The organism is Pseudomonas caricapapayae, assembly GCF_001400735.1.
In the GTDB taxonomy this organism is placed as follows: domain Bacteria; phylum Pseudomonadota; class Gammaproteobacteria; order Pseudomonadales; family Pseudomonadaceae; genus Aquipseudomonas; species Aquipseudomonas caricapapayae.
Window position 1 is genome coordinate 1 of sequence record NZ_LJPW01000128.1, and the last position, 18,404, is coordinate 18,404.

Sequence of the window (18,404 nt, forward strand, 5' to 3'; positions counted from 1 at the left end):
ACCAAAGTAAGCAAAGTCCCAGCTCCGTTTCCGGCCCGACTTCGTCTTGGCACTGATCCCTCACTTACATCGTAATTGGCGTTGTCAGTGCCATCGTGATCGAAAAACACGTATGCCGGCCTCCTGCAGGCGCAACATGACATTATGCTGCAGCGAAGACTTACAACGCAGTGCGCCAGGAACGACATGCCAGCCGAACATTGGCATCAGCGTCAGACGCTACCCACCCTTGCGGCGCTGTTGCCACGCCGCCGCAAGGCCGCTGAGGCAGATGATTGCAATACCTGCCTGCGCGGTCGGCGGCGGCATATGGTCGAACACCACGAAGCCCAGCAATCCGGCGAATACGATCTGGCAATAACTGAAAGGCGCAAGCATCGCCGGAGCGGCGAAGCGGAAGGCCTGGGTCAGCAGCAAATGCGCAGACATCCCGCACGCACCGAGCGCCAGCAGAAACGGCAAGTGCTTGAGCGCAGGCATTTCCCAGAAAAACGGCACCAGCGCACTCATCAACAGAGTATTGAACAGCCCTGCAAAAAAGTTGCTGGTGGTGGGACTGTCGAACGGGCTGACCAGCCGTGTCAGGAGTTGATACAGCGCAAAACACAAGGCTGACGACAGCGGCAGCAGGATCGCTGGCGTAAACAGCTCGCCACCCGGATGAATGATGATCATCACTCCGATAAACCCGACAACCACTGCAACCCACTGCCCACGCGTTACACGCTCGTGCAGCAGCGGCACCGACAACGCCGTGACCAGCAACGGCGCAAGAAAGTTGACCGCCGTCGCCTCCGCCTGCGGTATGAACATCAGGCTGCTGGTAAACAGCAGGCTGGTACCCAACAGCGCCAGCGCACGCAATGCCTGCAGACCGGGACGCTTGGTGCGCAGCACGCGCAGCCCCGCCGACGGCATGAAGATGCAGGCCATGAGCAACGTGTGCACCAGATAGCGCGCCCAGACCACCAGAATGATCGGATAGAAGCCGGACAGGTACTTGGACAGTGTGTCGTGACTGGCGAACAGAAAGGTCGCCAGAAGGATGAAGCCAATACCCTTGAGGGGCTGGTTGACGCCGGACGACGGCGTGCTGGCAGTGCTCATCGCGCTTCCTTGTTGAAGTGTCGGCAGCCGGACGCTGTGGCCGAAAGCGCCACAGCCCGCTACCCATGTTTACCAATCAGAGAGCATCGCACACGCGTTTGCAATGTCCCGCACAAAATGTTCGAACCAGTTCATTAACGTTCGATAATCGCCCTAAACAGCTGTTTCGCAATTGCAGGCCGTGCCTCGGCATTTCACTATCGCAGCCAGCTACACGACTCAATAACTACAAAAAAGGTCTGTTCCATGCGCGCCAATTCCTCCTGCAAACTCCTTTGCGGTCTGTCTGCGGCCATTGCCGCACACTTGACACCCATCAGCGGCAACGCTGCCGGATTCGTCGACGACGCCAAGGTCAATCTGAACCTACGCAACTTCTACATCAACCGCAACTTCGTCGACCCGGGCAACGCGCAGAACTACGCCGAGGAGTGGACGCAGAACTTCATCCTCGATGCCCGCTCCGGTTTCACCCAAGGCACCGTTGGCTTTGGCGTGGATGCGTTGGGTCTCTACTCACTCAAGCTAGACGGAGGCAAAGGTACGGGCGGCACACAGTTGTTGCCGATCCACAGCGATGGACGCCCTGCCGATGACTTCGGTCGACTGGCCGTGGCGGGCAAGGCGCGTTTTTCGAAGACCGAATTGAAGATCGGCGAGTGGATGCCGGTGCTGCCTATCCTGCGCTCCGATGACGGTCGATCACTGCCGCAAACCTTTCAGGGCGGACAGATCACCTCCAAAGAAATCGACGGGCTGACCCTCTACGGCGGCCAGTTCCGCGGCAACAGTCCACGCAACGACGCCAGCATGGAAGACATGTCCCTGAACGGCCGCACGGCGTTCACCTCCGACCGTTTCAACTTTGGTGGCGGCGAATATGTTTTCAACGAAAAGCGTACCCAGATCGGGGTCTGGTACGCCGAGCTTGAAGACATCTACCACCAGCAATACCTCAACCTGTTGCACAGCCAGCCGCTGGGCAACTGGACGCTGGGGGCCAACCTTGGCTACTTCCAGGGCAAGGATGACGGTCAGTCGCTGGCGGGTGATCTGGACAACAAGACCTGGTCAGCGATGCTCTCGGCACGGTACGGCGGCAACACTTTTTACCTGGGCTTGCAGAAGGTCAGCGGTGACAGCGCCTGGATGCGCGTCAACGGCACCAGCGGCGGTACGCTGGCCAACGACAGTTATAACTCCAGCTTCGACAACGCGAGGGAGAAATCCTGGCAGTTGCGCCATGACTACGACTTCGCAGCTCTGGGCGTACCCGGCCTGACCCTGATGAACCGCTACATCAGCGGTGACAATGTACACACTGGCGCAATCACCGATGGCGAAGAGTGGGCACGGGAAACCGAACTGGCCTATGTATTCCAGAGTGGCGCGTTCAAAAGCCTGTCACTCAAGTGGCGTAACTCCACCATGCGCCGTGACTACAACACCAACCAGTTCGATGAGAATCGCCTGATCGTCAGCTACCCGCTGTCGTTGCTCTGATTCAAAAAAACACCGCCGGGCTCGTATGGAGTGACGGCGGTGTCTTTCGCAAAAAGATTGTTTCAGCGCTCGCTCAATGACTCCACGCCCATCTCATCCCACACCGCTTCGGCCAGGTGAAACGTCGCGTTGGCTGCCGGAATACCGCAGTAGATAGCGCTCTGCATCAAGACTTCCTTGATCTCATCACGGGTCACGCCGTTGTTTTTTGCGGCTTTCAAGTGCAGGCGCAATTCGCCCTCGCGGTTCATGCCGATCAACATCGCGATAGTGATCAGGCTGCGGGTATGGCGCGGCAACCCCGGGCGTGTCCAGATATCGCCCCAGGCGTGGCGGGTGATCATTTCCTGAAATTCTTCATTGAACGGCGTCAGTTTGCTCAGGCTGTTATCGACATGCGCGTCGCCCAGCACCGCACGGCGCACGTGCATGCCGGCTTCGTAACGTTCGTCTTCGGTCATCGGGAAATCCTTGTGTGTTCGGCCACGGCGCGCTCAACCCACTGTCGAGCCTGACCAAGGTAATGGGCCGGATCAAGCAGGCGATCCAGCTCGTCGGAAGAAAATTGCTCACAGACCTGCGGGTTTTCGCCGAGCACGTGTCGCAAATGCGCCCCCTGCTCGACCGCACGACGGCAACATTGCTCTACGAGATGATGAGCAGCGTCACGCCCGATACGCTGGGCCAGCGCAATGCTCACAGATTCGGCCAGCACCAGGCCTTTGGTGGATTGCAGATTGAGCCCCATGCGCTCGGCATCTACCTCCAGCCCGGGTATCACCTGCAACGCCTGTTGCAGCGAGCCCGACACCAGGCAGCACAACTCCGGCAGGGTCTCCCACTCGGCGTGCCAGAGGCCCAGACTGCGTTCGTGCTCCTGGGGCATGGCCGCAAACATCGTAGCGACCAGCCCTGGTGCACGGGTGGCCGCGCTGATCATGACTGCGGCACCCACCGGGTTGCGTTTGTGCGGCATGGTCGAAGATCCGCCCTTGCCGGGTGCCGAAGGCTCAAAGACCTCGCCTACCTCAGTCTGCATCAGCAGGCTGACGTCACGCCCCAGTTTACCGAGACTGCCAGCAATCATGCCCAGTAGGCTGGCAAACTCCACCAGCCGGTCACGCTGGGTGTGCCAGGGTTGCTCGGGCAATTGCAGGTTCAATTCGCCCGCCAACGCTTCCGCCACCGAAAACGCCTGATCGCCGAGCGCTGCCAGGCTGCCGGAAGCACCACCGAACTGCAGGCACAGCAGGCGCGGCTGGATCTCGTGCAAACGCTGTCGATGGCGGGTGACAGCGCCCAGCCAGCCAGCAATTTTCATCCCCAGCGTGACCGGCGTGGCCTGCTGCAGCCAGGTGCGTCCCGCCAGCGGCGTGGTGGCATGGCGTTGCGCCTGTACTGCAAGCGCATCGGCCAGCCGGGTCAGATCGTGCTCCAGCAAAACGATCGCTCGACGCAATTGCAGGATCAGCCCGCTGTCCATCACATCCTGACTGGTCGCGCCCATGTGCACATATCGCTCGGCTTCGGCACTGCGCGTGGCAATCTGCCTGCCCAGCGCCTTGACCAGCGGAATAGCCGAATTGCCAGCACTGCCGATGGCGATCGCCAGCTCGCCGAAATCGAACAACCGGGCATGACAGCTGCGTTCGATGTCGGCCACTACGTCAGGCGGGATCAGCCCCACTCGTGCCTGCGCCCGCGCCAGCGCGGCTTCGAAATCGAGCATGCCTTGTACCCGGCCCTCATCCGAAAATATTTCACGCATCCCGGTTTGCGTGAAGTAGGTATCGAAAAGTTGATTGCTCGCTCTGTTCACATCACCGCTCCAGATTGAAAGGTTTCAGGTGGCGTCCGAATGACTGACCCAGCCCTTGATCAGGATCGCTATCGCGGCCAGGGCGGCCGGAACCACCAGTGCCGTCAGCACCTGCTCGAAACTCCAGCCCAGCCCCAGCAGCGTGGCACCGGCCCAGGCACCGAGAATGGCACCGAAACGGCCGATCCCGAGCATCCATGACACTCCCGTGGCGCGCCCCTGAGTGGGGTAGAAACGCGCGGCCAGCGATGGCATTGCCGACTGCGCGCCGTTGATACACATGCCGGCCAGCAGCACCAGGGTAGCCAGCAAGGCGACATTACCCAGACTTTGCCCGACCAGCCAGGCGAACACACCCGCCAGCGCGTAGGCCAGGCCAATCACCTTGTGCGGGTTGTAACGATCCATTGCCCAACCGACGCCCACGGCACTCAGTACTCCGCCGAACTGGAACAACGCGCCAATGAACGCCGACTGCTCCATGCTCGCACCGCTGTCGCGCATCAGGGTCGGCAGCCAACTGGTCAACAGGTAGACGATGACCAGCCCCATGAAATACGTGAGCCACAGCAACAACGTACCCGCGCTGTAGGTGCCGGAGAAAATCACTTTCAGTACATTGCGGCTACTGACCGTTTTCTGTTCGGGCACACTGAAATCGGTGATGCCGGCCAACGCCTTCGGCGCAATCGGCTCCAGCACTTTGCGAACCCGCTCTGCACCGCGATTACGTACCACAAGAAACCGCGCCGATTCCGGCAGCCAGACCATCAGCACCAGCGCCAGTATCAACGGCAGGATACCGCCCAGCATCAGCAGGCTGTGCCAACCCATGCTGGGAATCAGTTTGGCCGACACGAAACCACCACAGGCCATGCCCAGATTGAACCCGCAAAACATGCTCGTCACCAGCAGCGACTTGAGCCGTTCGGGTGTGTATTCCGACAACAACGTGGTGGCATTGGGCATCGCTGCGCCAAGCCCCAGCCCGGTCAGCAGGCGCAGAACCAGCAGTTGATCGATGTTGCTGCTGTAGGCAGACGCCAGGCTGAAAAGACCGAACAGCAGCACCGCGACAACCAGCACCACTTTGCGCCCGAAACGGTCGGCCAGCGGGCCGGAACCCAGCGCGCCGAATACCATGCCGATCAGCGCAGCGCTCATCACCGGCCCCAGGCTGGCCCGATCGATACCCCAATCCTGACTGAGCGCCGGTGCAATGAACCCCATTGCGGCGGTATCAAGGCCGTCGAGAAAAACGATCAGAAAACACAGGGCGACCACTCGCCACTGATACCCGGACAACGGTTGCGCATTGATGAAAGCCTGAACATCGAGCGTGCCCGCCGCGGGCCTGCCGGCTGAAAGCGTCATGGAGGTGTCCTTCTATTTTTTTGGTCTTATTTTTATAGGGTCGCCTGCCGATGCAGGCACCGTGAAACGCACGCACATCATTCAGAAATCGAAAAACACCGTCTCCCCCTCGCCCTGCACACGGATGTCGAAACGATAGGCCGTTTGACCTTCATGCGTGCAGCGGCGTGCAATCAGTGTTTCACGACGGGGTGGCTGCTCAATCAGATTGAGCACCGGGTCCTGCGCATTGGCCTGCGCTTCGTCGTCGAAATACAACCGCGTCTGCAGATGTATGTTGATGCCACGGGCAAACAGCGAAACGTTGACGTGTGCAGCCATCGGCACGCCAGCTGCATTGCGCACCGTGCCAGGCTTGATGGTCTTCAGAATCCATTGGCCGTCGTCGGTGGTAGCCGTACGACCGAAACCGTTGAACGGCCGCTCAGGGTCGAACTCGCAGTGATACGCGCCCTGATGGTCGGCTTGCCAGAATTCCAGATACGCATCACGGATCAAATGACCGTTGCCGTCGAAAACATTGCCGACCAGCACGATGTGCTCACCCGGCGCATCGGGTCTGGCCATCTCGTTCCAGATTTCCAGCTCGCGGGTCGGATTGCCGGCCACCTGTGGTGCGAGACCGATATGCACATAAGGGCCAGCGGTTTGCGAAGGGGTTTCCTGCAGTAATTGAACGGGCATGTCGGGCCTCCTCAGCAGTTTTCGAAATGAGTCTTGCGCTGGCCGCGCAACACGATATCAAAGCGATAGGCCAGACAATCCATCGGATTGCCCATTCCCAGATCGAGCCTGGCAATCAGACTCTGCACCGCGTCCGGGTTGGCAATGGCCTTGACGATCGGGCAGATCGGAATCAACGGATCGCCTTCGAAATACAGCTGAGTGATCAGGCGCGTGGCAATCGACGGCCCACTGATCGACACATGAATGTGCGCCGGACGCCAATCGTTGGGGCCGTTGCGCCACGGGTAAGGGCCAGGCTTGACAGTGCGAAAGCTGTAATTGCCTTCGCTGTCGGTCAACGCACGTCCGACACCGCCGAAATTGGGATCGATGGGTGCCAGATAGGCATCGCGCTTGTGGCGATAACGCCCACCGGCGTTGGCCTGCCAGATCTCTACCAGCGTATGCGGAATCGGCTTTCCGTACTGATCACAGACCCGCCCGGCCAGCAGGATACGCTCACCGATAGGCAGCCCACCGTTGTTGAAATTGAGCAGCAGGTCGTTATCGTGCTGGCCGAATTTCAAATGAGAGAAATCCGGGCCTGTGGTTTCGGAAATGGATTGCGGGATACTGACCAGAGCCTGGCGCGGCGAGCGCAGGATAGAGGTCTTGTAATCAGGTGTCAGCGCTTTGGGGTGCCAGTTTCGGTCACGGATGACGAAGCGGCTATTGTCCGCAGCAGACATGGCATTCTCCTTTTTCTTATAAGTTAGCGCGCAGGCGTCGATCACTTGCGCTACAGGCTGCGGCGAAGTGTCGCGCGATTCATACTTACAGAGAAATGAAATAAAACCCGCCATCCATAACCGAATGGTTATGGATACTGCTCTTTGCGATACGCCTCTCCGACGCCTCGTAACTCATCCACACACCATTGCGCTGCGCGCGTCAGCGGCAAGGCCGGATTACTGCACAGGCCCACAGAACCACCCGGCTCGCGAATTCCCATGTCCAGCTCTACCAGCGTGCCACCCTGCAACTCCAGCGACACGGCATCCAGCGGGGCGATCCAGATCGCGTCGCTGCACTGTACATAGCGACGGCTCAACGTAAGCGAAAGTGTTTCAAGGCGCTGACGCGGCATGCGGATACCGCACTGCACGAACAGGCTGTCGGCAAACTTGCGGATAGTCGTACCGGCAAGCGGCAGTACCAGCGGGAACTGCCCCAGACTTTCCGGCTTGAGCGGCGCGGCCAGTAACGGATGATCGCTACGTACCACCAGGGTCATCGACTCGTTGTACAGATGTTCGAACGTCAGCCCCTGAATCTGCGGACTGTCAGTCATGCGCCCGACCACCAGGTCCAGCTCCCCTACCCTCAGTTGCGACAGCAAGTAAGCACTGGGGCCGGTCATCACGCTGACGATCAACGCCGGGTGCCGTTCGTGCAGGCGATGGACGACCTCCGGAACCAGAAGGCTTTCGGCCGTGGACAGCACGCCCAGCCTTGCCGTCACGGTTTCGTGCTCCCCGGAGCGCAAGCTGCTTACGCCCTCGCGCAGGGCCTGAACGCTGGGCCCGGCGAAGCGCATGAACGCCACGCCAGCCTCGGTAAGCGCCGCGCCGCTCTTGCTACGCACGAACAAGGTGGTCGCCAGCAGGCTTTCCAGTTCCTTGAGACTTTTTGACAATGCAGGCTGACTGATCGCCAGGACGTCGGACGCACGCGCCAGACTGCCCTGCCGGGCCACCTCGAGAAAGCAGACCAGATGGCGAAATTTGATGCGGGTATCGATATTCAATACGTGTCGGATCCGGGGAATAAAAAGAAACGCAGCTCAACGACTGAGAAAGGATGCCACTTGAGGGGCGTCGAAAGGCCAATCCAGTTCATCGCCGGTGTCGACCCGGCGCAGCACCGGAACGCGCAACTCGTAACGCTCGAACAGTTGCTCATCCTCGCAGATCTCCACCAGCTCGACCAGCAGGCCATGTTCGATCGCAAACGGCAACAAAACGGATTCGGCAACCTCACAAAGAGGGCATCCCAGGGTGCTGAACAGCTGACATTCGGGTGGCATGAAAATGATCCTCGGCCAATCTGCAACCGAAAATTATTTTAGGCGCACCCAGTGATCACGTCGACACCCGGAAATGCGTCTTGCTGAACGCGTTGGCGCGGTCCAGCACCGGCTTTTCGAAACAACGGTAACCGACCCAGCCGTAGCACACCGCTGCCGTCATCATCAGCAGTGCGAAGAACAGGTTGTCCAGGTAGCTTTCGGGCCAGGCACCCACCAGGCTCCAGACCCGCCCGATCACGCCCAGTACCAGCAGATGAGACAGATAAATTGTGTAGGACATATCGCCTACAGAGACCAGAAACCTCGGCACGACCAGCTGTCGACGACGCTCGAGTAAGGCGAGGGTCAGTACCAGCATGCCAAACGTCCCCCCGACGGCGAGCATGCGCAACAAGCCCTGACTGTCGTACAACCGGTAGTAGCCGATAAGCGGCACGGCCAGCAGCAGTGCGATCCCTAGCGAAACCAGGACGGCAGCCGTCGGCACGCGTGCACTGTGACGACCATAAAAGAACAAGGCCAGCGCTGCGCCGAGAATGAATTCAAGGGCGTAGGGGTGCAGAATAATCTTCAGTGCGGGGGAATAGTCCTGCCAGTCGGCCACCGCGTTGAATACGGTAATGATCAACGCCCATCCGCCGAGCAAAAGCGGCAGGCTGCGCTCGTGAAATACCAGAAAACCGGAAAACACGACGTAGAACCAGAGCTCGAACAGCAGCGACCAGGCGACCATCACCAGCAGCACTTTATCGTTGGGCAACAGCAGGAAAGACATGATCAGACTGGACGACCCGTGCCCGCTGTTGACCATGCCGGGCTGCACCAGATAGACCGCCAGCGTGATGAAAAAATACAGCCAGTACGTAGGGTAGATCCGCGACACCCGATTGAACAGAAAGCGCCGGGCCTCGCCTGCGCTCTGAAACCGGCCACGGCTGACAATCACCATCACGAAGCCACTGATGACGAAAAACAGATCGACACCCAACTGGAAGAAATCGAGCAGTGGCGGCAACAGAATGTCACCACCGGAAAACTTGCTCTCTACCGACATCATGTGAAACAAGACCACACCAAGGACAGCTACGCCCCTGAGCCCTTGCAGGGAATACAGCCGCTCCATGCCTCTCTCCATTCAGCTCACCTGTCGCGCACCACGCATGCAGTCACGCGTGTGGAGCATAGCCAATGGCCAGAAATACGGAACCCCAATCTTCAACAGGTTGCGGTTTTTCCTGACCGATACTTTTGGAGTAAGGTGCAGCGGCACCGCCCAGCCCGATCGAACGATAGGGCAATCGAAGTGAACCTTCAGGAATCACCGGTACTCGAAACATCCATATGCCACCCAAACGGAGAAAATCATGGCCCGCCAAACCGCACAGAATGCTCAGGAAATCCTGAGAGCCGACTTCCAGGTACTGGTTGCCGACACTGAGAAACTGCTCGCGCATACCGCGTCTCTGGCAGGTGATCAGGCCGATGAACTGCGTGCCCAGATTCGCGAAAGCCTGCTGCGTGCCAAGGAAACGCTGAAGACCACTGAAGACTCGCTGCGCGAACGTGGTGAGGCCGCTGTGATCGCTACCGAAGATTACGTTCAGAACAACCCCTGGCAGTCAGTCGGTATCGCCGCAGGTGTCGGCTTTCTGATCGGCCTGCTGGCTACAAGGCGCTAACATCATGACTCTGGGAACGGAATCAGCACCGCCCGAGGGAACTCCGGGCTCTTCACCGCGGCGTCTCGGCGCTGCATTCCTTGGCCTGCTGCACACTCACGTCGAGCTGTTCGGTATCGAACTGCAGGAGCAAAAGGCACGAACGGTCAGTCTGCTGCTGTTCGCGGGTCTGGCGCTGGTTTTCGGCCTGTTGCTGCTTACCGGTCTGTCGGCCTTGCTGTTGATCGTCTTGTGGGACAGCTACCGTCTGGCAGGTATCGTAGGCCTGTGCACGTTCTACCTGCTCGCCGCCATCTTCTGCGGATTGCGCTTGAAGGCAGCCATTTTCGACGAGTCTTCACCGTTCCACGCAACCCTCGAAGAGCTGGCCAACGACCGTGAGCGATTGATGCCATGAGTGAACCCAAGTCGCACCAGAGCAATACACGTCGAGAACTGCGCAAGGCACTGATCCGCCTGCGCATGGAGATGCATCGCCAGGAGATCCGCCACGAATCGACGCAACTGCTGCAGCCGTTGCAACGCTTCCGCGGAATCCGCCACGACTGGAAAAGCGCACTCGGCTTTCGCCACGCGCCACTCTGGGGAGTGGGTTCGGTTGCCCTGCTGGGCTTTCTGAGCGGCAAACGCGCCAAGACCGGCCGTACCAGCTTGCTGGGTCGTCTGTTGAAGCTGGGCATCACGTTAACGCCATTGATCAAAGTCGCCATGCAGAGTCGTGCCATTCAGAATCGCAATCGCCGACTCTGATTGGGTCAGGCTGTTCGTGTGAATCATGCCTTTGACAAATGCCTGCCCCGGCCTGCCGGTGCAGGCATTTATTTTTTCCGCGGGACTGTTTTCATCTGTCGACGCTTCAGGCCTTGCGACAGACGTGTCGAACCGGGAAGCTACGGCCACTATTACTGACGGAGTGAACGCCTTGGATTGGCAAACCCTGCTTAACCGCGAACGACTTGGCAAAACACTGCACAGCCCCGAAGAACTGGGACGCAGTCCGTTTCACAAAGACCATGACCGAATCATTTTTTCCGGTGCCTTTCGCCGTCTGGGACGCAAGACCCAGGTCCATCCGGTGTCCAGCAACGATCATATCCATACTCGCCTTACCCACTCTCTGGAAGTCAGCTGCGTCGGCCGTTCACTGGGCATGCGTGTTGGTGAAACCCTGCGCTCTGCCCTGCCCGACTGGTGCGATCCAAGCGACCTGGGGATGGTGATTCAGTCCGCCTGCCTGGCGCATGACATCGGCAACCCTCCGTTCGGCCACTCGGGCGAAGATGCGATTCGCAACTGGTTCAATCAAGCCGCCGGACGTGGCTGGCTCGACGCGATGAGCGAAACCGAGCGCAACGACTTTCTCAACTTCGAGGGCAATGCCCAGGGATTTCGGGTGCTGACGCAGCTGGAATACCATCAGTTCGATGGCGGCACTCGCCTGACCTACGCCACGCTGGGCACCTACCTCAAATACCCGTGGACCGCTCGCCACGCAGACTCGCTGGGCTATAAAAAGCATAAGTTCGGCTGTTATCAGAGCGAGCTGCCGATCCTCGAGCAAATCGCCGGCAAGCTGGGTTTGCCACAGCTTGAAGAGCAGCGCTGGGCGCGCCATCCACTGGTCTACCTGATGGAAGCCGCCGATGACATCTGTTACGCGCTGATCGATCTGGAGGACGGTCTGGAGATGGACCTGCTGGAGTATGCGGAAGTGGGGTCGCTCTTGCTTGGGCTGGTCGGCGATGACCTTCCGGAAACCTATCGGCAGCTGGGCCCGGGCGATTCACGACGGCGCAAGCTGGCCATTCTGCGAGGCAAGGCCATCGAGCACCTGACCAACGCAGCCGCCAGAGCATTCGTCGAGCAACAGGATGCACTGCTGGCCGGTACGCTTTCGGGGGATCTGGTCGAGCATATGCATGGGCCAGCCAAACGTTGTGTGCTGAATGCCAAGGACATGGCTCGCAAGAAAATCTTTCAGGACAAGCGCAAGACGCTGCATGAAATTGGTGCCTATACCACACTGGAAATCCTCCTCAACGCTTTCTGCGGTGCGGCGGTTGAACAGTTCGGTGGCAGAACGCCTTCCTTCAAGCACCGACGCATCCTCGACCTGCTGGGCAACAGCGCGCCAGATCCCAAGGCACCGTTGCATGCCTCCTTCCTGCGCATGATCGACTTCATTGCCGGGATGACTGATAGTTACGCCAGTGAAATGGCCCGGGAAATGACCGGCCGTTCCGGACAGATCTGACCCTGATCGACCAGTGTTGTACCTGAGCGCAGGCAGGTACAACACTGGTCAGAGGTGATTACCTCGTAAAACTCAGACACGCCCTACATGCATGTCAGACGAGTCCTATCGCAGCTTTTCTTGCATCCCTCAATAATTGCAGCCACTTCAACTGCCACCCCGGCGCATCCATCCATCCGCTTGCGAAACCGACGAGTCCGCACGCTGCCTGCGGGGTTTGAACGCCTCGCCAGGGCCTTTCCGGAAACCACATGTCCACACACAGCCTGCGCATCCTCTTGGTGGAGGATCATCCGTTCCAATTGATCGCCACTCAGGTGCTGCTCAACAATCAGGGCTACTTCCTCCTGACTCCCGCCCTTACGGCCGCAGAAGCCATGGCCGCCATGCAGCGCAGCCCCGAGCCCTACGGGCTTTTGCTATGCGACCAGTGTCTGCCGGACATGTCAGGCCTGGACCTGATCGACGAGGCAGCCCGTCAAGGCTTGCTGCGCCAAGCCATACTTCTCAGCGGTTTGCCCGACGTACAGCTTGAAACCCTGAAGCAGCTCGCCAGTGAGCGAGATCTGCCCTTGCTCGGCTGCCTGAGCAAGCCCCTGCATGGCCCCGACCTCATCCAACTGCTGACTCACAGCGCTGACTGACGTCGGAAGGCCTGTCTACACGGTTTTAGAAACGCACGGCAACTATGAATATGCCCGTTGATGGAAAGACCGAGGCGATTGTGAATTTACAGTCGGACACGTAGGAAATCATCAACGCACACGACTGATGATTCCAGGAAGTAATAAACAACCCGTGCATCAATAACCAAACACACGCCGACATAAGCGTTAACGTTTAAACACGTTTGTGTTCAACGTAGGTTTTTACGTACTCCGATACGCTAATTATTGTAGGACTTTTCCTATATACGCCTGCCGAGCAAGTCTCTTTATGTGCCTGCCCGAACATCTGAGCTAAGGTGCGCGCTTTCTTCACCGCTTGTTATGGAATGGAATATGAACTCAGTTTTTATCATCGACGACCATCCGGTTATTCGGATGGCAGTCAAAATGCTTCTGGAAAACGAAAATTATGTAGTGGTGGGCGAAACCGATAATGGCGTCGACGCCATGCAAATGGTTCGCGAATGCATGCCTGACCTTATCATCCTCGACATCAGCATTCCCAAGCTCGACGGCCTTGAGGTGCTGGCCCGTTTCAACACCATGGGGCTGACCTCCAAGATCCTGGTGCTGACCTCGCAAACCCCCAACCTGTTTGCCATTCGCTGCATGCAATCCGGCGCTTCCGGTTATGTTTGCAAGCAGGAAGACCTGAGTGAACTGCTCAGTTCGGTGAAAGCGGTATTATCCGGCTACAATTACTTTCCCAGTCAGGCATTGACGTGTGCCGTTCGTGAAGACGGACAGACGAACGAGCTGGAACTGTTCAAGTTGGTCAATGATCGCGAACTGATGGTGTTGCAATTATTTGCGCAAGGCCGCTCCAACAAGGAAATAGCCAAGGGCATGTTTCTCAGCAACAAGACCGTCAGCACTTACAAAACACGACTTATGCAAAAACTGAAAACCAGAACCTTGGTAGAACTTATCGAGATGGCAAAACGCAACGCGCTAGTGTGAGAAACCGGATGCCCAAGCGCTTCAGACAATTATTAATACTGGCCACAGGCCTGTGCATGGGCTGGGGTGTTCAGTCCGGTATCCATGCGGCCGAACAATACACCCTGCTCGGTCGTTCGAGCCCTGCACACATGGATGTGAAGCTGGACGGCAGCCAATGGCAGTGGGTACGCGGTCAACGCGAACTTATTCTGGGCACCTCGAACCCCGATTATCCGCCCTTCGACATCACGATCTCGGGCAACGATTATGAAGGTATCACTGCCGATTACGCGGGCATCATTTCGGACGCACTGGACTTGCCGATCAGGGTCCAGCGCTTTGAAAACCGCGAGGCTGCGATCAAGGCCCTGGTCGCAGGCCAGGTCGACCTGCTGGGCACTGCCAACGGTTTCGAAGCGGTCGATCGCAATATCAGGTTGTCACAGCCCTACTCGGTGGACCAGCCCGTGCTGGTGACCCGGGTAGGTGAAACCCGCCCCCTGGACGATGGCTTGAAAGGCATGCGCCTGAGCATGGTCTATCACTACCTGCCGCCTGCAGAGGTCGAGGCAACGTACCCCGGTGCAACGCTCAAGACCTATCCCTCATTTCAGAACGCCATCAATGCTGTGGCCTTCAATCAGGCCGATGTCTTTCTGGGCGATACGATTTCCACCCAGTACATCATCAACAAGGGTTATCTGAACAATGTGCAGATGTCGAACTTCGGCAAGCACGAGCCCAATGGCTTCAGCTTCGCTGTCAGTAATGGAAATACACAACTGCTGGGGGTCATCAACCAGACGCTGAAAGCGATCCCCGTCGATGAGCGCATCAATATTTCCAGACGCTGGAGCACGGGCAGCGATCTGATGCTGACTGACCAGAAGCTGCAACTGACGCAACGCGAGGAACGCTGGATCGCTCAGCACCCTACCGTACGCGTGGTGGTCAACGAAGCCTACGCTCCGCTGACGTTCTTCGATGCCAAGGGCAATTTTCGCGGCATAACCGCTGACCTGCTTGAACTGGTACGCCTGCGTACCGGGCTCAGGTTCGACGTCAAACGCTCGCCCAGCCTGACCGACATGCTGAGCCAGGTCGGCGAAGGCCGGGCGGACATGATCGGCGCGCTGGTGTCCAGCGATGAGCGCGAGGACCGCTTGAGCTTCACCCGGCCCTATATCGACAACTCGTTTGTGCTGGTCACCCGCAAGGATCAAGGCTCGCCCAGCTACCTGGAACAGATGGACGGCAAGCGCCTGGCAATTACCCAGGGCAGTCCGATGCTGGACTGGCTGCGCCGCAAATACCCGAGAGTCGTGCCACTGGAAATCGACAACCCGTTCCAGGCGCTGGACATGCTGTCGCTGGGCAGAACGGAAGGCGCAGTCATCTCGCTGCTCAGCGCAGACTACTTTCTGTCTTCCGGCATCTTTGAAGAGCGCCTGCAGATGACCGCCACCATTGGTGAGGATCCGGCACTGATCTCAATGGCAACCTCACGCAACGCCATCGAGCTGAGCTCTATTCTAGACAAAGCGCTATCGAGCATTGCCCCGCAGGATCTGGCAGCGATCAATAATCGGTGGCGAGTGTACACCCCTTCAAGTGCCAACTGGCATGACTACGAGCGTCTGATCTATCAGATTCTGATCGGTGCAGGCCTCTTGCTGCTCGGCCTGCTGGCCTGGAATGCCTGGATGCGGCGGCAGATCCGTCAACGCGAGGCAGCGGAGCGGGCCTTGGGCGATCAGTTCGAATTCATGCGGGCGCTGGTCGAAGGTACGCCTCATCCAATTTACGTGCGGGATCGCGAAGGCACGCTGCGCATGTGCAATGACAGCTACCTCAGAGTCTTCTCAGCACAACGCGAAGACATCATCGGCAAGAGTGCCACCGAAGGGGTACTGGGCAATGCCTTCGAAGCGCGGGAATACGCTGCCGACTATCAACGCGTCATGGCCAGCAATACCGCACTGATCCTTGACCGTCCGCTGCACATTGGCGACCGGCAATTGACCATCTACCACTGGATCCTGCCCTTTCGGGACTCGCTGGGCGAGGTACAGGGCATCATTGGCGGCTGGATCGATATCAGCGAGCGACGCCAGCTCATTGAAGACCTGCAGGCCGCCAAGGAACAGGCTGACGCCGCCAGTCGGGCCAAAAGCACGTTTCTTGCCACCATGAGCCATGAAATCCGCACGCCCATGAATGCGGTGATCGGAATGCTCGAACTGGCGCTCAAACGTGCCGATCATGGCGAGCTGGACCGTTCTGCCATCGAAGTCGCCTACAGTTCGGCCAACGATCTGCTGGACCTGATCGGCGACATTCTCGATATCGCGCGCATCGAATCGGGAAGGCTGTCGCTGAATCCGGAGCGCGCCAACCTGCGTCAACTGGTGGAGTCGGTACTCAGGGTATTCGACGGCCTGGCCCGCCAGAAGGACCTCGATCTGGTGTTGGAGCTGGACAGCAGGATCAACGCCGATGTACTGATCGACCCGCTGCGTTTCAAGCAGATACTGTCCAACCTGGTGAGCAACGCGATCAAGTTCACCCCGATGGGGCGCATCAGGATCGGCCTGCAGGCCGCCGAGAGTCCGGACCCGCAAATGCTGCACCTGCACATTACCGTTCAGGACAGCGGCATCGGGATCAGCAGCGAGGACCAGCAGCGCTTGTTCGAACCCTTCGCCCAGGCTGACAACAGCGGACAGATGGCGCGCACCGGTGCCGGTCTGGGGCTGGTGATCTGCCGCAGTCTGTGCATGATGATGGGCGGCGACCTCTCGCTCGACAGCACGCCAGGCCACGGCACACGGATCAGCATGAATCTGGTGCTGACCACACTTGAGCCGCTGACCGGACAGCCCGTTGCTGCGCCACCGGCCGCCGTGGCTCATCGGACGCTCAGGATCCTGATCGTCGACGACCATCCTGCCAACCGGCTGCTACTCTGCCAGCAGCTCGGCTTTCTCGGCCATCACTGCGAAATGGCCGAAAACGGCGCACAAGGGCTTGAGCGCTGGAAGACCGACACATTTGACCTGGTGGTCGCCGATTGGAATGCCCCAATGAACCCCAAATATCCTATTTAAATCAAATAGTTATATAGAAAAGAGCTATATTTTTAACCGCGCTTTCCCACCTTTACTATCCCAATGAAATCAGATGTTTATGGTTGCGTTTTGGAGAAGATTTAAAAGGAAAGCACATGCAACTATCCCTCTCCCGGCGTTCTGCCGACGAACACCACTCCCCAAATCCTAATCACTCAACTACTGTATATACATACAGCAATTGAGAATCACCCCCATGAACGAGAGCGATAGCTCAGACGCCTTGGCCGAATGGCACAAAAGGCTCAACGACAGGAGGCAATGGACGAACCCTGCAATCACATACCGGTTTCTGGCGCGCATGGCCGAAGACATGCAGGCTGGCGGGCTGGTCGATCCATTGGAGCGCTTTGAGCTCTTCGAACTGGCCAGCGCTGCCTTCTGCCACTTCACCGAGGAAGGCAACCATGAATGGAGGCACCAGGCGTCTGACTATCTGGCCTACAACGAGGGCGGCATTGTGGTTGGCAGCCTGCTGAACTCACGATACGTGCTTCATGAGGCCGATCAGTCGCCCTATCACGCCGCCCACTTCGCTTTTCTCGATGAGAAAAACGATCTCATTATGAGGAACTACAAGAAATACGGCGTGCTCGAGGGTCGCTACATCTATACCGAAACCGGCCAGACGCTGACACTGGTTGAGCAATCGAGGCAGATCAACGGTGTGAGCTACCAACGCCTGAGCGATGAGGATCAATATCGAGCGCTCGTCGACGCCTCAGCGGTAGCCCTCGACCAAGGCGACTTCAAGGCCTACGTTTCGCTATGGGAGCGTCATAGCTACTCGATATTTATCAGATGTCTTCACTGCCTGGATGGATTTGCAGTGCGTGACGATTGCACGCACTGCGACGGACGAGGCTTTATCGAAGACCCGCAGTGCCCGAACAAGCGGCCTCATGGCTACGGCCCTGCTTGATTGGTGTTGTTGAATAGCTCATCGGCAAAGCGGTTACACGCCATCCCGGCTATTCGGGACTGGCCATAAGCCTTTGCCAGCTCTCTTGCTCGCGCGTCAGCCCTGCCGAGCAGGTAACCATCGCGGCACGGACGGCTGCCCTGCCTCATTTGCAACTTTTGCTCGCCATTTGAGCCCATGCCATCGATCCGTAGTTGCCAAGTCACCTTCACTTCCGAGGTTATTCTCAGGTAGAACACCATCCAACGTGCGT

19 protein-coding genes and 1 pseudogene are annotated in these 18,404 nt (G+C 58.3%); 9 read left to right on the plus strand and 11 right to left on the minus strand.

All coding sequences use genetic code 11. From position 1 onward, the window contains the following. Window positions 1-219: 219 nt before the first annotated feature. Window positions 220-1,107, minus strand: a complete 888-nt coding sequence (locus ALO80_RS17625; protein ID WP_054985418.1) for a DMT family transporter — start codon at window positions 1,105-1,107, stop codon at window positions 220-222. Between the two features lie 246 nt (window positions 1,108-1,353). On the opposite strand from ALO80_RS17625, the gene ALO80_RS17630 reads away from it, so the two are divergent. After that, on the plus strand, window positions 1,354-2,610 hold the full coding sequence (locus ALO80_RS17630; RefSeq protein WP_055009929.1) for an OprD family porin: 1,257 nt from the start codon (window positions 1,354-1,356) through the stop codon (window positions 2,608-2,610). A 62-nt stretch (window positions 2,611-2,672) separates the two neighbouring features. On the opposite strand, the gene pcaC is transcribed toward ALO80_RS17630, so the two are convergent. From pcaC to ALO80_RS32210, 9 genes are all read right to left on the minus strand, one after another. Next, entirely contained in the window at window positions 2,673-3,071 is a 399-nt protein-coding gene (pcaC, locus tag ALO80_RS17635) for a 4-carboxymuconolactone decarboxylase (protein WP_054985416.1), read from the minus strand. After that, window positions 3,068-4,429, minus strand: a complete 1,362-nt coding sequence (locus ALO80_RS17640) for a 3-carboxy-cis,cis-muconate cycloisomerase (RefSeq protein ID WP_055009930.1) — start codon at window positions 4,427-4,429, stop codon at window positions 3,068-3,070. Before ALO80_RS17640 ends, pcaC begins: the two co-directional genes overlap by 4 nt. A gap of 24 nt (window positions 4,430-4,453) precedes the next feature. Further along, on the minus strand, window positions 4,454-5,803 hold the full coding sequence (locus ALO80_RS17645; RefSeq protein WP_055006458.1) for an MFS transporter: 1,350 nt from the start codon (window positions 5,801-5,803) through the stop codon (window positions 4,454-4,456). 81 nt (window positions 5,804-5,884) lie between these two features. Beyond that, on the minus strand, window positions 5,885-6,487 hold the full coding sequence (gene pcaG, locus ALO80_RS17650; protein ID WP_055009931.1) for a protocatechuate 3,4-dioxygenase subunit alpha: 603 nt from the start codon (window positions 6,485-6,487) through the stop codon (window positions 5,885-5,887). Window positions 6,488-6,498: 11 nt separating this feature from the next. Beyond that, on the minus strand, window positions 6,499-7,218 hold the full coding sequence (gene pcaH, locus ALO80_RS17655) for a protocatechuate 3,4-dioxygenase subunit beta (RefSeq protein ID WP_003366939.1): 720 nt from the start codon (window positions 7,216-7,218) through the stop codon (window positions 6,499-6,501). Between the two features lie 128 nt (window positions 7,219-7,346). Next, window positions 7,347-8,276 carry a pca operon transcription factor PcaQ gene (gene pcaQ, locus ALO80_RS17660; protein ID WP_055009932.1) on the minus strand — a complete coding sequence of 310 codons (930 nt, stop codon included), beginning with the start codon at window positions 8,274-8,276 and terminating at the stop codon, window positions 7,347-7,349. Between the two features lie 36 nt (window positions 8,277-8,312). Then, window positions 8,313-8,555, minus strand: coding sequence for a glutaredoxin family protein (locus ALO80_RS17665; RefSeq protein WP_055009933.1), 243 nt, complete (start codon window positions 8,553-8,555; stop codon window positions 8,313-8,315). A 55-nt stretch (window positions 8,556-8,610) separates the two neighbouring features. Next, window positions 8,611-9,681: an acyltransferase family protein gene (locus ALO80_RS17670; RefSeq protein ID WP_055009934.1), complete on the minus strand. Its 1,071-nt coding sequence runs from the start codon at window positions 9,679-9,681 to the stop codon at window positions 8,611-8,613. 43 nt (window positions 9,682-9,724) lie between these two features. Further along, window positions 9,725-9,856, minus strand: coding sequence for a hypothetical protein (locus ALO80_RS32210; protein ID WP_259641121.1), 132 nt, complete (start codon window positions 9,854-9,856; stop codon window positions 9,725-9,727). Window positions 9,857-9,922: 66 nt separating this feature from the next. Here ALO80_RS32210 and ALO80_RS17675 point away from each other — a divergent pair, with 66 nt between their 5' ends. The 8 genes from ALO80_RS17675 (at window position 9,923) to ALO80_RS17710 (ending at window position 18,151) form a co-directional block, all read left to right on the plus strand. Beyond that, window positions 9,923-10,237 carry a DUF883 family protein gene (locus tag ALO80_RS17675; RefSeq protein ID WP_002553118.1) on the plus strand — a complete coding sequence of 105 codons (315 nt, stop codon included), beginning with the start codon at window positions 9,923-9,925 and terminating at the stop codon, window positions 10,235-10,237. Between the two features lie 4 nt (window positions 10,238-10,241). Then, window positions 10,242-10,634, plus strand: coding sequence for a phage holin family protein (locus ALO80_RS17680; protein WP_002553117.1), 393 nt, complete (start codon window positions 10,242-10,244; stop codon window positions 10,632-10,634). Then, window positions 10,631-10,987 (plus strand): hypothetical protein, encoded by a 357-nt coding sequence (locus ALO80_RS17685; protein ID WP_002553116.1) that lies wholly within the window; start codon window positions 10,631-10,633, stop codon window positions 10,985-10,987. The genes ALO80_RS17680 and ALO80_RS17685 overlap by 4 nt, the downstream gene beginning before the upstream one ends. A 172-nt stretch (window positions 10,988-11,159) precedes the next feature. Next, window positions 11,160-12,491: a deoxyguanosinetriphosphate triphosphohydrolase gene (locus ALO80_RS17690; RefSeq protein ID WP_055009935.1), complete on the plus strand. Its 1,332-nt coding sequence runs from the start codon at window positions 11,160-11,162 to the stop codon at window positions 12,489-12,491. Window positions 12,492-12,742: 251 nt separating this feature from the next. Next, the gene (locus tag ALO80_RS17695) at window positions 12,743-13,135 is read left to right on the plus strand and encodes a response regulator (protein WP_054985407.1); all 393 of its coding nucleotides are present in this window, start codon (window positions 12,743-12,745) and stop codon (window positions 13,133-13,135) included. Window positions 13,136-13,492: 357 nt separating this feature from the next. Next, entirely contained in the window at window positions 13,493-14,119 is a 627-nt protein-coding gene (locus ALO80_RS17700; RefSeq protein ID WP_054985406.1) for a response regulator transcription factor, read from the plus strand. Window positions 14,120-14,127: 8 nt separating this feature from the next. Beyond that, on the plus strand, window positions 14,128-17,208 hold the full coding sequence (locus tag ALO80_RS17705) for a transporter substrate-binding domain-containing protein (RefSeq protein WP_083493315.1): 3,081 nt from the start codon (window positions 14,128-14,130) through the stop codon (window positions 17,206-17,208). A gap of 322 nt (window positions 17,209-17,530) precedes the next feature. Then, window positions 17,531-18,151: a hypothetical protein gene (locus ALO80_RS17710; RefSeq protein ID WP_083493319.1), complete on the plus strand. Its 621-nt coding sequence runs from the start codon at window positions 17,531-17,533 to the stop codon at window positions 18,149-18,151. On the opposite strand, the pseudogene ALO80_RS30895 reads toward ALO80_RS17710, so the two are convergent. Continuing rightward, window positions 18,136-18,296: pseudogene (locus ALO80_RS30895) on the minus strand (DUF2514 family protein); the annotation flags it as partial. The gene ALO80_RS17710 and the pseudogene ALO80_RS30895 overlap by 16 nt on opposite strands. Window positions 18,297-18,404 lie beyond the last annotated feature (108 nt).